At 37.7% G+C, this 13,823-nt stretch carries 18 protein-coding genes; all 18 read left to right on the top strand.

Annotated elements, in window-relative coordinates; genetic code table 11:
- Positions 1 to 477: 477 nt before the first annotated feature.
- The 18 genes from ACI6MV_RS02710 to xseA all read left to right on the top strand — a co-directional run bounded on the left by ACI6MV_RS02710 (position 478) and on the right by xseA (position 13,822).
- Entirely contained in the window at positions 478 to 972 is a 495-nt protein-coding gene (locus tag ACI6MV_RS02710; protein WP_407268355.1) for a YqhR family membrane protein, read from the top strand.
- A gap of 75 nt (positions 973 to 1,047) precedes the next feature.
- On the top strand, positions 1,048 to 1,479 hold the full coding sequence (aroQ, locus tag ACI6MV_RS02705) for a type II 3-dehydroquinate dehydratase (RefSeq protein ID WP_407268354.1): 432 nt from the start codon (positions 1,048 to 1,050) through the stop codon (positions 1,477 to 1,479).
- A gap of 21 nt (positions 1,480 to 1,500) precedes the next feature.
- Complete coding sequence (locus ACI6MV_RS02700; RefSeq protein ID WP_407268353.1) at positions 1,501 to 2,562, top strand: M24 family metallopeptidase; 1,062 nt, start codon at positions 1,501 to 1,503, stop codon at positions 2,560 to 2,562.
- Between the two features lie 50 nt (positions 2,563 to 2,612).
- Positions 2,613 to 3,170: an elongation factor P gene (gene efp / locus ACI6MV_RS02695; protein ID WP_407268352.1), complete on the top strand. Its 558-nt coding sequence runs from the start codon at positions 2,613 to 2,615 to the stop codon at positions 3,168 to 3,170.
- 190 nt (positions 3,171 to 3,360) lie between these two features.
- Positions 3,361 to 4,338, top strand: a complete 978-nt coding sequence (gene spoIIIAA / locus ACI6MV_RS02690; protein ID WP_407268351.1) for a stage III sporulation protein AA — start codon at positions 3,361 to 3,363, stop codon at positions 4,336 to 4,338.
- On the top strand, positions 4,283 to 4,795 hold the full coding sequence (spoIIIAB, locus tag ACI6MV_RS02685; RefSeq protein WP_407268349.1) for a stage III sporulation protein SpoIIIAB: 513 nt from the start codon (positions 4,283 to 4,285) through the stop codon (positions 4,793 to 4,795). The genes spoIIIAA and spoIIIAB overlap by 56 nt, the downstream gene beginning before the upstream one ends.
- Before the next feature lie 21 nt (positions 4,796 to 4,816).
- Positions 4,817 to 5,023, top strand: coding sequence for a stage III sporulation protein AC (spoIIIAC, locus tag ACI6MV_RS02680; RefSeq protein ID WP_407268348.1), 207 nt, complete (start codon positions 4,817 to 4,819; stop codon positions 5,021 to 5,023).
- 3 nt (positions 5,024 to 5,026) lie between these two features.
- Positions 5,027 to 5,416, top strand: a complete 390-nt coding sequence (spoIIIAD, locus tag ACI6MV_RS02675) for a stage III sporulation protein AD (protein ID WP_407268347.1) — start codon at positions 5,027 to 5,029, stop codon at positions 5,414 to 5,416.
- Between the two features lie 26 nt (positions 5,417 to 5,442).
- Entirely contained in the window at positions 5,443 to 6,627 is a 1,185-nt protein-coding gene (gene spoIIIAE, locus ACI6MV_RS02670; protein WP_407268346.1) for a stage III sporulation protein AE, read from the top strand.
- Positions 6,628 to 6,637: 10 nt separating this feature from the next.
- Positions 6,638 to 7,261 carry a stage III sporulation protein AF gene (gene spoIIIAF, locus ACI6MV_RS02665; RefSeq protein WP_407268454.1) on the top strand — a complete coding sequence of 208 codons (624 nt, stop codon included), beginning with the start codon at positions 6,638 to 6,640 and terminating at the stop codon, positions 7,259 to 7,261.
- Positions 7,261 to 7,908 carry a stage III sporulation protein AG gene (gene spoIIIAG, locus ACI6MV_RS02660; RefSeq protein ID WP_407268345.1) on the top strand — a complete coding sequence of 216 codons (648 nt, stop codon included), beginning with the start codon at positions 7,261 to 7,263 and terminating at the stop codon, positions 7,906 to 7,908. Before spoIIIAF ends, spoIIIAG begins: the two co-directional genes overlap by 1 nt.
- Before the next feature lie 12 nt (positions 7,909 to 7,920).
- Positions 7,921 to 8,535, top strand: a complete 615-nt coding sequence (locus tag ACI6MV_RS02655; RefSeq protein ID WP_407268344.1) for a SpoIIIAH-like family protein — start codon at positions 7,921 to 7,923, stop codon at positions 8,533 to 8,535.
- Between the two features lie 252 nt (positions 8,536 to 8,787).
- Positions 8,788 to 9,270: an acetyl-CoA carboxylase biotin carboxyl carrier protein gene (gene accB, locus ACI6MV_RS02650; RefSeq protein WP_407268343.1), complete on the top strand. Its 483-nt coding sequence runs from the start codon at positions 8,788 to 8,790 to the stop codon at positions 9,268 to 9,270.
- Positions 9,271 to 9,282: 12 nt separating this feature from the next.
- Complete coding sequence (gene accC, locus ACI6MV_RS02645) at positions 9,283 to 10,653, top strand: acetyl-CoA carboxylase biotin carboxylase subunit (RefSeq protein ID WP_407268342.1); 1,371 nt, start codon at positions 9,283 to 9,285, stop codon at positions 10,651 to 10,653.
- A gap of 5 nt (positions 10,654 to 10,658) precedes the next feature.
- Positions 10,659 to 11,057 carry an Asp23/Gls24 family envelope stress response protein gene (locus tag ACI6MV_RS02640; protein ID WP_407268341.1) on the top strand — a complete coding sequence of 133 codons (399 nt, stop codon included), beginning with the start codon at positions 10,659 to 10,661 and terminating at the stop codon, positions 11,055 to 11,057.
- Between the two features lie 158 nt (positions 11,058 to 11,215).
- Positions 11,216 to 11,596, top strand: coding sequence for a transcription antitermination factor NusB (gene nusB, locus ACI6MV_RS02635; protein WP_407268340.1), 381 nt, complete (start codon positions 11,216 to 11,218; stop codon positions 11,594 to 11,596).
- A gap of 11 nt (positions 11,597 to 11,607) precedes the next feature.
- Positions 11,608 to 12,462, top strand: coding sequence for a bifunctional methylenetetrahydrofolate dehydrogenase/methenyltetrahydrofolate cyclohydrolase FolD (gene folD / locus ACI6MV_RS02630; RefSeq protein ID WP_407268339.1), 855 nt, complete (start codon positions 11,608 to 11,610; stop codon positions 12,460 to 12,462).
- Positions 12,463 to 12,478: 16 nt separating this feature from the next.
- Positions 12,479 to 13,822, top strand: coding sequence for an exodeoxyribonuclease VII large subunit (gene xseA, locus ACI6MV_RS02625; protein ID WP_407268338.1), 1,344 nt, complete (start codon positions 12,479 to 12,481; stop codon positions 13,820 to 13,822).
- The last annotated feature ends 1 nt before the right edge of the window (position 13,823 follow it).

Raw genomic sequence — 13,823 nt, 5'->3', positions numbered from 1 at the left:
TAGTTATTTATAGGTTATTACAATTATAGTCCAATAGTTCCAATTAATGAAGTACTCCGTTAAAAGGTTGTTCAATATTTCGAACCCTACTTTTAAGAAAGCTTATTAATTATTGTAATACTTGGAATGATAGTCCTATGACAATAGATGAGGAAAAAATTGATATACAACTTGTCCTTTATCTACAAGACAACCGCTAATGTGAGTAAATCTGACAAACAGCTTATACAACACAAAATCAATTGCGTTGTAGCAAACCTTGATTTTAAATTAACCAATAAATTCTTAGACAACAACAAGGATCGATTCTATTCAATCGTGGTATGGTAATCATCAAATATTTTCCGTTATCTTAAATTCTTTCCTGTAAGAGGAAAAATATTCATGAAAATACTACTTTAGTTTACTAGGATATACAAAAAAAATATGGATGGAATAAAAGATAATTGGTGAAGATAATAATTGGAGGTGTATAAGATGGAAGATAAAAAATTAGAACAAAACAAACAAGAAAAGCCGATGTCATTTTTAAGTAAATCGTTACTCACGGGTTTTGTTGGGGGGGTCTTGTGGAGTTTTATAGGTGTGATTGCCTCTTACTTTAATTTCAGCTCTGTATCACCAGCAACCTTTATTTTACGCTCTTGGCTACAAACAGATTGGTCGGATGGCTGGTTAGGAGAGCTTATTGCTGTCACTGTGATCGGAATCATCTCAATTATAACCGCTATTGTTTATTATGGGTTATTAAAAAAGTATCCTGGAATAATGGTCAGTGGGATTTATGGCATTGCGCTATGGTTTATCATCTTTTATCTCTTACAACCGGTATTCCCGAATGTACCCGCGATGACTGAATTAGATAGTAATACGATCGTAACTACATTATGTTTATTTTTACTTTATGGAATCTTTATTGGTTATAGCATTTCATATGAATATCAAGACAATCAAGCTAATCAACCTAATTAAAACATTATTCAAATCTGCATAGATTGTGATAAACTAGTAAGGGCGATATTCTAATAGGGGATGGAGCGATTAGTTATGAAACAATTACTATTATTAAATGGACCGAACCTGAATCGTTTGGGGAAAAGGGAACCGGACATTTATGGTGCAGAGACGTTAGCGGATTTGGAAAATAGTATGAAGGAATTGGTCAAATCCTTTGGATACGGATTAGATGCTTTTCAATCCAACGAAGAAGGAAAGCTAATCGACTATATACATGAAGCGGACGGACAATACGAAGGGATCATATTTAATGCAGGGGCCTATACACATACTAGTATTGCATTGAGAGATGCAATTAGTTCTGTTTCTGTTCCTGTTATAGAAGTGCATATTTCTAACGTGCACCAGCGCGAATCCTTTCGCCACCACAGCATGATATCTCCTGTTTGTATCGGACAAATTGTCGGCTTTGGCTTTAAAGGGTACAAGCTAGCTGCGTTAGCATTTATGGAGCAAGACTAAGCTATAGAAAGGAAGAGGGAAATGGAGAAACTTACGAAACTCAGGCAAGCATTACGTGACAACAACTTAGATGGTATGCTAATTACCAATGGAAAAAATCGTCGCTATATGACTGGGTTCACTGGTACAGCTGGTGTTGTATTAGTCAGTCAAGATGATGCGATGTTAATTACCGATTTTCGATACATAGAACAAGCAAATGACCAAACAGAAGACCTTAAAATTGTTGAGCATAAGCAACCGATTAATAAGGAAATCGCTGTTCAAATTAAGAGCTTAAATTTAAAATCTATTGGCTTTGAAAAAGACGACATTACTTATGGTGTTTTCGAACAATATAAAGAAGCCATTGATGCAGAACTTGTGCCCACAAATGGATTGGTCGAAAAACTTCGATTAATTAAAACAGAAGATGAGATTCGTATTATTCAAACCGCAGCGAATATTGCCGATGCGGCTTTTGAACATATCCTCACCTTTATTAAGCCTGGTGTTAAAGAGATTGATGTTGCCAATGAATTGGAGTTTTTCATGAGGAAAGAAGGAGCTACATCCTCTAGCTTCGATATTATCGTAGCATCTGGATATCGTTCTGCATTACCACACGGTGTGGCTTCAACAAAGGAAATAGCTTCTGGCGAATTAGTTACGCTTGATTTCGGCGCACTCTATAATGGCTATATTTCTGATATCACACGCACGGTAGCTGTTGGACAAATTAATGATGAATTAAAAGCAATTTATGATACGGTTCTTGAAGCACAATTAAAAGGAATGGCTGGTCTAAAAGCAGGGATCACTGCAAAACAGGCTGACGCATTAACGAGAGATCATATCGATGAAAAAGGATATGGAAAATATTTTGGTCACTCTACTGGTCATGGGATTGGCTTGGATGTTCATGAGGGACCCGGATTATCTTTCCGTTCTGAGCTTGTATTAGAAGAAGGAATGGTTGTTACAGTAGAACCAGGTATTTACGTACCGAATGTTGGTGGATGTCGGATTGAAGATGATACAGTTGTGAAGCAAGATGGCAACCAATGTCTTACAAATTCAACAAAAGAATTAATTATTTTATAGAGGTTGTTGAACACGAACATATAAAGACAACTGAGGAGGAATTATATTTTATGATATCTGTTAATGATTTTAAAACTGGATTAACAATCGAAGTCGATAATGGCATTTGGCAAGTGGTAGATTTCCAGCATGTGAAACCGGGTAAAGGAGCGGCTTTTGTTCGTTCCAAACTTCGTAATCTAAGAAACGGTAGTATTCAAGAGAAAACATTTCGTGCTGGTGAAAAAGTTAACCGTGCACATATCGAAAATCGTAAAATGCAATATTTATATGCTTCAGGCGATGTCCATGCATTTATGGATACGAGCACATACGAACAGATTGAATTACAGACGAATCAAATTGAACATGAATTAAAATTTTTAAAAGAAAACATGGAAGTTTTTATTATGACCTACCAAAGTGAAACAATTGGTTTAGAGCTTCCAAATAACGTTGAATTAACCGTTACCGAAACAGAACCTGGTATTAAAGGTGATACAGCAAGTGGCGGAACAAAACCAGCTACAGTAGAAACGGGATTAATAGTACAAGTACCATTCTTTGTAAACGAAGGTGATGTACTGGTGATCAGTACATCTGATGGTAAGTACGTATCTCGCGGTTAAATAATAGAATATGTGTAAACAAAGAACCACTGTCCTAGTAAGGGCAGTGGTTCTTTCTGTTCACAAGGATAGTCAATCAAGGGGTTCTATTATATAAAATCATTTAATATAAGGTAGTCATAAAAGGTACAGACAGGCATACATTTACAATAAGGAAAATCTATTAGGAGATAAAAAGCGGGGTCAGTATATGCAAGAAATTATTCGTTTGTTCCCCAAGACTATAAAGGAAGAACTAGTAAAACGTATAGCCAATCGTTGGCCGACACTTCAAGAAATTAGAATTCGTATTGGACGTCCGGTCGAGCTCATCTTTGATCAACGAGAAGAATGGTTGAAATCAGTTATACCAAGCACAGAAGATGGGATGCACATATTAAATCAGCTGAGTCAGTTTTCTTTATATCGTATGGAAGACGAGTTAAGAGAGGGCTTTATAACGATAGAAGGTGGTCATCGTGTCGGGCTTGCAGGAAGAGTAAATACGATTGATGGTAACGTAAAAGCAATCAAGCATATAGCATCGTTTAATATCCGAATTGCCAAGCAAAAAATTGGTGCTGCTTCCGCTTATATTCGTCACTTATACGACGGGAATTATCATAATACACTCATTATCGGACCACCTCAGACAGGCAAAACAACCTTATTAAGAGATGTTGCGCGCTTCATATCTACTGGCTGGGGGCAGGTTAGGCCATACAAAATAGGGGTTATTGATGAGAGGTCTGAGATTGCAGGCAGTGTGAATGGGATCCCGCAGCACGAGTTAGGTCCTAGGTCAGATGTTATGGACGCATGTCCAAAAGCGGAAGGCATGATGATGATGATCCGATCGATGTCACCTGAGGTAATTATCGTTGATGAGATTGGGAGCGGTAAGGATGTACAAGCATTAATGGAGGCGATACACGCCGGTGTCCGGATTGTTTGCTCCATACATGGACAATCCTTCGCTGACCTTCGTGATCGTCCTTCCTTACAACCACTGTTTAAACAACATGCATTTGATCGCTATTTGATACTTTCGCGGGGTACAAAGCCAGGGATGGTTGAAACAATTTTAGATCGTGAAGGTAACCACATTTTAAAGAAACCGAGGTGCACAGAAGATGAAATGGATAGGGGCACTTCTTCTGCTCAGCGCTACCACATGGGTAGGTTTTGAATTTGCAAAAAAACTTACGGATCGTCCAAAGCAAATAAGGCAGCTTAAAAACGCCTTGCAAATATTAGAGGCGGAGATTCTTTATAGCCAATCTCCAATAATTGAGGCATGTCGCAATATATCAAAACAATTACCAGAGCCTATAGCATGGTTCTTTAAAGGTATTACAGACGATTTGAGCAAAAACACAGGTGATTTATATACGATATGGCAACGGAATTTAGATGAATTTTGGCACTATGTTTCGCTAGGTAAAAATGAAAAAGAGATTCTGCGTCAATTTGGCAGGACATTAGGTCAACATGATTTTACCCAACAACAAAAACACATACATTTGGCAATGACGCATTTAGAAAGAGAATTACAGGAAGCAATAGACTATCAAACGAGGTACAGTAAAATGATGAAAAGTCTTGGTTTCTTAACAGGGCTACTCGTTATTTTACTTCTGATATAGACGGAAAGGAGTAAATGGCTCATGCTCGGTGATGCTTCACTATTATTTCAAATTGCTGGTATCGGGATTATCGTTGCGTTAATTCATACCATTTTAAAACAAATGGGAAACGAAGAAATAGCTAAATTAGCAGCGCTTTTCGGCTTTGTGATTGTATTGATTTTTGTGATCGATGGTATTGCAGATTTATTCCAACAAATAAAATCGGTATTTCTGTTCCAGGGGTAGTCTATGGAGATTCTACAAATTGTCAGTCTAGGTATTGTTGCTAGCTTATTAACTGTGCTGCTCAAGGAACAGATGCCATCGTTTGCATTTTTTCTGCTTTTAGTTACAGGTGTATTTATTTTCATTGTTGTTATCCAACATATTTCGGAGATCTTTAAGTTAATTCATTACCTAGGTGACAGAGCAAATGTGAATGGGATGTATTTAGAAACGATTCTACAAATTATCGGAATAGCCTACATTGCCGAATTTGGTGCACATATAACACGTGATGCTGGGCTTAGTTCTGTAGCAGCTAAGATTGAACTTGCAGGAAAAGTATTTATTCTAGTCTTAGCAGTTCCTATTTTAACTGCAGTGATAGAAACGATAATTGGTTTTATACCGGCGTAACCTGAGAAGGGAGCAGGATTTGGTGAATGAAGCAAAGCATACAACTACTCGTATCCAGTTTTTTTGTGATTCTACTCATAGGTTTGTTTGCAACAGAGACATCAGCAGCTCCTGATCAAAGCCAAACCGATGTTCAAGCATTTGATTTGAATACTATTTCTTTTGAAGAAGTGAAGCGTTATTGGGATCAAGTTGTCGATGAATATGGTGGTTACTTGCCTGGTATTCAGAAGACTAACTTTTTAGAATATATAGAAAATCAGGAAAGTTTATCTGTAAAAACATGGATCTCAGGTTTAGTTCAATTTTTATTTCACGAAGTAATAGTGAACGGTAAGCTGTTAGGTACATTAATTATGCTGACTTTGTTTTGTATGGTATTACAAACTTTCCAAACAGCACTGGAAAGTCAGACAGTAAGCAAGGTCGCTTATGCCATAGTATATCTAGTTTTAATCGTGCTCGCGCTTAGTAGCTTTCAACTGGCAGCCTCCTATGCAAAAGATACAATTGATATGATGAGTGGCTTTATGATGGCTCTGCTCCCACTAATGCTCGGCCTGATGGCTACGTTTGGTAGTTTGATATCGGTGTCTTTTTTTCAACCTGTTATTGTATTCTTAATTCATATTAGTGTTGTACTCGTATCTAAAATCGTTATTCCGTTATTCTTTTTATCCGCGTTACTTCATATCGTTAGTACTTTAAATGAAAATTATAAGGTTACACAGCTTGCTGATTTACTCAAAAATACAGGTCTTGGCTTATTGGGTATCTTCTTGTCTATATTCTTAGGTGTTATGTCAGTCCAAGGTGCAGCTAGTGCGATTCAAGACGGTGTCGTTATGAAAACGACTAAATTCGTGACAGGAAATTTTATACCTGTTGTTGGCCGCATGTTCACAGATGCTACGGATACCGTCTTGAGTGCCTCTTTACTATTGAAAAACGCGGTCGGCATAGTAGGCGTGATTATTTTACTCGCACTCGTATTATTTCCTGCACTGAAAATTTTTGTGATTGCTCTCATCTATAAGGTAACGTCTGCCTTATTGCAGCCAATTGGTAATGGTCCTGTGGTTGCTTGCATGAACATTATCAGTAAACATATTTTATACATTTTTGCAGCCTTAATAGTCGTCTCATTTATGTTCTTTTTAGCAATTGTGATCATTGTTGCATCAAGTAACTTAACGCTTATGCTCAGGTGAGGAGGGGGTTATCATCGACCTACTTATTGACTGGATTACAAAAATCATTTTGTTTTTGTTACTGGCAATGATCATTGAATTAGTATTGCCGAGCTCCTCCATGAAAAAGTATATTAATATGGTCGTAGGTTTGTTATTGTTATTAATTTTCTTACAGCCTTTATTTCAGCTGTTTCATATAGATTCAGAGGACATTTTAAGCAGGGCATTACCCGCATTAGATACAACAGCGGAAGATGAAAATATGAAAAATTCAATAGAAATGAAGAAAACAGAAATACAAGCCTCACAAGATGCATATGTTTTAGAAGAGATGGCTGTCCAAATGAAAGATCAAGCGAAAGAGGAGTTGAACAACACATATGGTGTAGCAATCACCGATATCCTTTATGGCTTTGAAAAAGAAGACGAGCTGGATATCGACAAGCTAAATCAAGTAACCGTCTCGATTGTGGAAGAAGAACATGTGACGACAAGTGATGGGGAAGTCGATGACGTTGTTATTGACCTCAACAAAAATGAAGAAAAGACAACAGATGATTCATCAAAAACGGATCAAGTTAGGACCTACCTAGCTGAATTATGGCAGCTAGAGGAGAACATCATACAGGTTCAGTGGGAGGGAGGAGTATAGTGCAAAATCCATTGAGTAAGTTAATTTCCAATTTAAAGCTTAAAACGGGCGATGGTAAAAAGCCTACTAAGCTAGGATACGTGCTTATTGTAGCCCTTATCGGTTTATTACTCTTAATCGTAGGCAATATGTTCCAGTCAGCTAACAAAGATCAAAATCTTGCTCAATTAGATACTCAAACAGAAAATCTACCAAGTCAAGAGGAAGAAACCTTTATGCAAAAGGATGAAGAAACAAAAACAGATGTCGTTGACGATATTGAAACAAGCTATGAGAAGGATTTGACTGAGTTATTAGAGCAAATACAAGGTGTTTCAGAAGTTGAGGTAATGGTAAATCTCAATTCTACGCATAAAAAAGTCTATGAAAAAAATCTAGTCATCGGTACACAGACAACCGAGGAAATAGACCAAAATGGCGGAGAAAGAGTAATAAAAGATAATTCAGAGGAACAACAAGTGGTTATTGTAAGGCAAGGTGATAAAGAAGTTCCGTTACTAGTCCAAACAACTAAACCGGAAGTAAGAGGGGTGCTTGTTGTGGCTAAGGGTGCTGATCATTTGGAGGTAAAAGGCTGGGTGATTGAAGCGGTATCAAGAGTGCTAGATGTTCCAACACATAAAATTTCTGTTATGCCTAAAAATTAAGGAGGAATTTAAATGTTAAAAAAACAAACGGTATGGTTGCTTACAATGCTAAGCTTAATGATTGTATTGAGTGTCTATTATATGAGTTCACCAACAGGAGACGATCTCGCTTATACGAATCAAGACGAAGAGGTAGGCGATCAAACAGCTGTAGCTGATTCAGATAGTGAGGATCTAACAACCGAGGGGGAGGGTCAAACCGGTACCGAAGCTGATAGCGAAAGCGATATGGAAGGACAAGATACTGCAGGGAATTCTCCTATGGATGATGTTGATGAGTTGTTTACGATGACACGCCTCGAGCTTGCAGACGAACGCAGTAAGATGATTGATTATTATAAAGATGTTGTTGCTTCAAGTACAGCTTCTACGGATGAAATCAACGCTGCTTGGGAGGAAATTAAAGATATTGAACAGCTTTCTACAAAAGAAAGAATTCTAGAAGAAACAATAAAAACAGAAAAACAATATGAAGATGTTCTAGTTCGCGCTGATGAAAAAAATGTAGTTATTACAGTAAAAGCGGATGAAATGTCCAAAAAAGAGGCTCAGTCAATTATGATGATGGCAAGTCAAGAGTTTGGCAACGTTGATGATATTAATGTAAAATATCAACCATCAAGTTAACTTAAAAATTTATGAATACATCGAACTGACGCTGTAGGTAAAACCTATGTCGTCAGTTTTTAATTTGAAAATTTAGTATGCTAAAATGGAAGTATACGTTTTATTAATTAGAACATCATGTTTCGTGGTATGATAATGTTACTATATTATTTTGCAATCTATAGTTGCAGTTTTTCAATCGTTTTCGTAAAATGTTAAGAGGAGTTATTAGTACCTGTTATTAATTGTGTAAAGATAAAGGAGTGCCTAAAGATGCTAAATATTCAAGAAATCCGAGAACTGGTTAGCCTAATTGATCAGTCATCTATTAATGAGTTTACTTATGAAACAAGTGGTGCAAAGGTAACAATGAAGAAACAAAACGGTGAGGTAGTCACTGCCCGACCTGTTGCTGTTTCTACACCTCAGCAGCCTGTTGCAAAAACTGAGGAGCCAGTAGTGCAGACTGCAGTCAATACCGAGACGGCACCTGAAGCACCAGCAGCTAAAGACTATGACCATGAGATTGTATCTCCTATGGTAGGAACATTTTATAGTTCACCGTCTCCGGATAAAGAAGCTTTTGTACAAACCGGAGATAAAGTGAAAAGTGATTCTGTCGTATGTATCGTTGAAGCAATGAAGTTATTTAATGAAATTGAAGCCGATGTGAGCGGTGAAATTGTAGAAATTTTAGTAGGAAATGGAGAACTCGTTGAATACGGACAACCATTATTTAGAGTAAAGACAGTGTAAGGGGATGACATAGTGATTAAAAAGCTCTTAATAGCTAATAGAGGAGAAATAGCCGTTCGTATTATTCGTGCATGTAAAGAAATGGGCATTGAAACTGTAGCTGTTTATTCGGTTGCAGATAAAGAATCCTTGCACGTACAATTAGCGGATGAAGCTTACTGTATTGGTCCTACCAACAGCAAAGAAAGCTATCTTAATTTCATGAACATTATGAGTGTAGCAACCCTTACGGATGTGGATGCGATTCATCCAGGTTATGGTTTCTTAGCCGAAAATGCGGATTTCGCTGAAATCTGTAAAGCTTGCAACATTATTTTTGTAGGTCCAAGTCCGTATGCAATCCAGAAAATGGGGACTAAGGACGTAGCAAGAGAAACAATGGCACAAGCAGGAGTTCCAATTGTACCAGGTTCAGATGGTATTATTGATGGCGAAGAAGATGGAATCAAAGTTGCAGAGCAGATTGGTTATCCAGTAATTATTAAAGCAACTGCTGGTGGAGGCGGTAAAGGGATCCGCGTAGCGAGAACAAAGGAAGAATTAGTAAAAGGAATTCGAGTAACACAGAAGGAAGCGGAAACAGCATTTGGTAATCCCGGTGTGTACATAGAAAAGTTCATTGAGGATTTCCGCCATGTTGAGATCCAGGTACTTGCTGATAATTTTGGGAATGTTGTACATCTAGGTGAGAGAGATTGTACCGTGCAACGGCGTTTACAAAAATTAATCGAAGAGACACCTTCGCCTGCCATTTCTCCTGAGATGCGTAAAAAAATGGGTGATGCAGCCGTAAAAGCTGCTAAGGCAGTTGAATATTCGGGTGCAGGTACGATCGAATTCATCTTTGATAAAAATGAACAAAGCTTTTACTTTATGGAAATGAATACACGCATTCAAGTGGAACATCCTGTTACGGAAATGGTAACTGGCGTTGATTTGATTAAAGAACAGATTAACGTTGCGAATGATATGCGATTATCCTTTAAACAGGAAGACATTACATTTACCGGTTGGGCAATTGAATGTCGAATTAATGCAGAAAACCCGTATAAGCAATTTATGCCATCACCTGGGAAGATAAACATGTATTTACCACCAGGAGGATTAGGCGTTCGAGTTGATTCAGCAGCATATCCTGGTTATTCAATTCCTCCGTACTATGATTCCATGATTGCCAAGCTGATCACTTACGGTGCAACAAGGCAAGAAGCGGTCACTCGTATGAAACGCGCTTTAGACGAATTCGTAATTGAAGGTATTTCAACAACGATTCCCTTCCATAGTAAAATGATGGATCATCCTGTTTTTGTAAATGGAGACTTTAACACGAAATTCCTTGAGAAATATACTATAATGGAAAGTGAAGAGACGAAGAAGGAGTGAACGGTATGAGCGAAAATTCTTTGTTAAGTGTTGGTGAAGATTCAAGGTTAGGGAAAGTGGAAATCGCACCAGAGGTTATTGAAGTAATTGCCGGTATTGCAGCTACGGAAGTAAGTGGTGTATTTGCAATGCGAGGTAATTTTGCCAGTGGGGTTGCAGAGAGATTTGGTAAGAAATCTCATGGTAAAGGAATCAAAGTTGAGCTTACAGAAACAGGTGTCTTGATTGATGTATACGTAGTTATCGACTACGGTTCAAAAATTCCTGATGTTGCTCAAAAAATTCAAACAAATATTCGTCAAGCGTTGAAAAATATGACGGCATTAGAGATTGAAGAAATTAATATCCATATCGTTGGAGTTCAAATGGACCACAAAGAAGAAATAGAGGAAGCAAAAGAGTAAGGAAAAAAGGCCCAAGAGACCCTCATCGTCTCTTTTTGAGGCCTTTTTTTCTTCGGGAATAAAGACAAACTTCTTAAGAGGGGTGTCATCTTGTAGCATTACCTTGCCTAAACATGATATGATTTGAACCAGACAAGGTTTAAAAGGAGAATGAATCAATGAAACGCCGTACAGCGAGAGAAAAAGCATTCCAAATCCTATTTCAAATGGATGTAAACGATATTGCCCCACAGGAAGCGATTGAGCACGTGCTTGAAGAGGAAGCGATTGATGCATTTTTAAGTGAGTTAGTTTATGGAGTGAATAAGAATAAACAAGCGATTGATGAAAAGATTACTGCTAATTTAGAAAAATGGACGCTTGAACGATTAGCTACAGTTGAAAAAACAGTATTACGTATTGCTGCATTTGAATTGATGTTTGAATCAGAAACACCACAAGGGGTAGTGATCAACGAGGCAGTCGAGTTAGCAAAACTATATGGAGATGACAAATCGGGGAAGTTCGTTAATGGTGTGCTTTCCAAGGTGATTTCATAGGGGGAAATAATATGTCTGCAGAAGTAATTTACGGGAAAGAGTTAGCTGCTGATCTGCGTGAAAATATGAAAAAAGAAGTATTTGAATTGAGCAAAAAAGGAATCACACCGAGTTTAACTGTTGTTTTAATTGGTCATGATCCTGCTTCTGAATCATATGTGAAGGGAAAGCAAAAGGCATCAGAAGAGGTTGGAGTCGACTCAAATTTAATCAAGCTACCAGATACAACGACAGAGCAAGAACTATTAGAATTAATAACTGATTTAAATGAAGATGGAAAAATACATGGAATTCTCGTGCAACTGCCATTACCAAATCATATTAATGAGCAAGCTGTAATTGAAGCAATTGATCCTAAAAAGGACGTAGATGGCTTTCATCCAGTAAATATAGGCAGAATGATGACGGGAAAAGATACTTTTTATCCTTGTACGCCTTATGGGATTGTAACGATGCTGCGATCGAAAAACATTACTATTGAGGGAAAGCATGTAGTTATCGTAGGACGTAGTAATATTGTTGGTAAACCAGTAGGACAGCTTTTGCTTAATGAAAATGCTACGGTAACGTATTGTCATTCTAAAACGAAAAATATAAAGCAATTTACACAAGCAGCTGATATTTTGATTGTTGCTGTTGGACGAGCACACTTCATTACGGGTGACGATATGAAGGAAGGGGCAGTTGTTGTCGATGTTGGTGTTAACCGTCTAGACAATGGCAAATTAACTGGAGATGTCGATTTTGAATCTGCCCTTGAAAAAGCTTCCTACATAACACCAGTACCGCGTGGTGTAGGACCAATGACAATTACGATGCTATTACATAACACGATTAAATCTGCGAAACAATTTAACAACCTTTAATAATGGGGTTATTACAATGAATCACAATTATTTAACAGTTAGTGCGCTTACAAAATATATTAAGCGAAAGTTTGAAATGGACAAGCACTTGCAAGAGGTTTGGTTAAAAGGAGAAATCTCCAACTTTAATTTCCATAGCAGGGGACATATGTATTTGACGATCAAGGACGAAGCTTCTCGTGTGCAAGCAGTTATGTTTGCAGGGAATAACCGCACGTTAAAATTCAAACCCGAAAATGGAATGCATGTTTTGATTAGAGGGGAAATAAGTGTTTACGAGCCTCAAGGTCAATACCAGCTTTATATAAAGCAAATGGAACCGGATGGGATCGGTGCACTATACGTTGCATATGAGCAACTAAAAGCTAAGTTAAGCCAAGAAGGTTTGTTTGACCAGGATAAAAAACTACCTATCCCGAAATATCCAAAACATATCGGTGTAATCACATCACCAACGGGGGCAGCAGTGCGCGATATTATTACAACGATTCGCAGAAGATATCCTATCGTGCAAGTTAGTATTTATCCAGTTTCAGTACAAGGAGAACATGCTGCACCATCAGTCGTTAAAGCGATTGAGTTAGCAAATCGCTTAGGCAGAAATGATGTTTTAATCGTTGGTCGTGGAGGTGGATCGATTGAGGAGCTATGGGGCTTCAATGAAGAAATTGTAGCAAGAGCAATTTCTTCCTCCACGATTCCGATTATTTCAGCTGTTGGACATGAAACTGATTTTACAATTAGTGACCTTGTCGCTGACTTACGTGCAGCAACACCAACAGGTGCAGCCGAATTAGCAGTACCATCAAAAGAAGAACTAATCGAACGTATTCATAGCTTAACGAGATCTCTGCAACGAGTTGCTCATACACAAGTTTATACTTCGCGAGAGAAGCTTATAAATTTACAAAAATCTTATGCGTTCCGTTATCCGGAACAACTTCTGAGGCAAAAAGAACAGGAACTAGATAAAATAATTGATAAGCTTAACAGAGCATCAAAATCATCGTTACAACAAAAAAATGAACAGCTTAATTATTTGCAAAAAAGACTAGTGCAGCAACGTCCTGATAAACAGATGGTCCGGTTAAAGGAGCAATTGCGACAATGGAACACAAGAAATCATCAAGCCTTTGCAAGGATTATTCGGGAAAAACAAAAGCAATTTGATAGCAACATCGATAAATTGAACTTGCTAAATCCATTAAATACAATGAAACGTGGCTATTCTGTATCTTATACGGATACAGGTGCAGTAATTCAATCAACGAAGCAAGTGCAGGCTGGAGATCAAATTTCTGTTAAAATTGTTGATGGTTTGCTCGATTGTAAAGTTAGGGGAATAGAGGAGGACAAATAAA

The sequence above is a fragment of the Radiobacillus sp. PE A8.2 genome (genome assembly GCF_045635475.1).
In the GTDB taxonomy this organism is placed as follows: Bacteria; Bacillota; Bacilli; order Bacillales; family Amphibacillaceae; genus JBJGXI01.
The sequence above is the reverse complement of the archived record's forward strand: the minus strand, read 5'-3'. Positions and strand labels throughout refer to the sequence as shown.

Excerpts from the sequence above, each read along its gene's own strand:
- ACI6MV_RS02640 (WP_407268341.1), top strand. The coding sequence starts at position 10,659 with ATGAGCGAAAATTCTTTGTTAAGTGTTGGTGAAGATTCAAGGTTAGGG.
- spoIIIAA (WP_407268351.1), top strand. The coding sequence starts at position 3,361 with ATGCAAGAAATTATTCGTTTGTTCCCCAAGACTATAAAGGAAGAACTA.
- spoIIIAB (WP_407268349.1), top strand. The coding sequence starts at position 4,283 with ATGAAATGGATAGGGGCACTTCTTCTGCTCAGCGCTACCACATGGGTA.
- efp (WP_407268352.1), top strand. The coding sequence starts at position 2,613 with ATGATATCTGTTAATGATTTTAAAACTGGATTAACAATCGAAGTCGAT.
- spoIIIAD (WP_407268347.1), top strand. The coding sequence starts at position 5,027 with ATGGAGATTCTACAAATTGTCAGTCTAGGTATTGTTGCTAGCTTATTA.
- spoIIIAC (WP_407268348.1), top strand. The coding sequence starts at position 4,817 with ATGCTCGGTGATGCTTCACTATTATTTCAAATTGCTGGTATCGGGATT.
- aroQ (WP_407268354.1), top strand. The coding sequence starts at position 1,048 with ATGAAACAATTACTATTATTAAATGGACCGAACCTGAATCGTTTGGGG.
- ACI6MV_RS02655 (WP_407268344.1), top strand. The coding sequence starts at position 7,921 with ATGTTAAAAAAACAAACGGTATGGTTGCTTACAATGCTAAGCTTAATG.
- nusB (WP_407268340.1), top strand. The coding sequence starts at position 11,216 with ATGAAACGCCGTACAGCGAGAGAAAAAGCATTCCAAATCCTATTTCAA.
- spoIIIAE (WP_407268346.1), top strand. The coding sequence starts at position 5,443 with ATGAAGCAAAGCATACAACTACTCGTATCCAGTTTTTTTGTGATTCTA.
- folD (WP_407268339.1), top strand. The coding sequence starts at position 11,608 with ATGTCTGCAGAAGTAATTTACGGGAAAGAGTTAGCTGCTGATCTGCGT.
- ACI6MV_RS02700 (WP_407268353.1), top strand. The coding sequence starts at position 1,501 with ATGGAGAAACTTACGAAACTCAGGCAAGCATTACGTGACAACAACTTA.
- accB (WP_407268343.1), top strand. The coding sequence starts at position 8,788 with ATGCTAAATATTCAAGAAATCCGAGAACTGGTTAGCCTAATTGATCAG.
- xseA (WP_407268338.1), top strand. The coding sequence starts at position 12,479 with ATGAATCACAATTATTTAACAGTTAGTGCGCTTACAAAATATATTAAG.
- ACI6MV_RS02710 (WP_407268355.1), top strand. The coding sequence starts at position 478 with ATGGAAGATAAAAAATTAGAACAAAACAAACAAGAAAAGCCGATGTCA.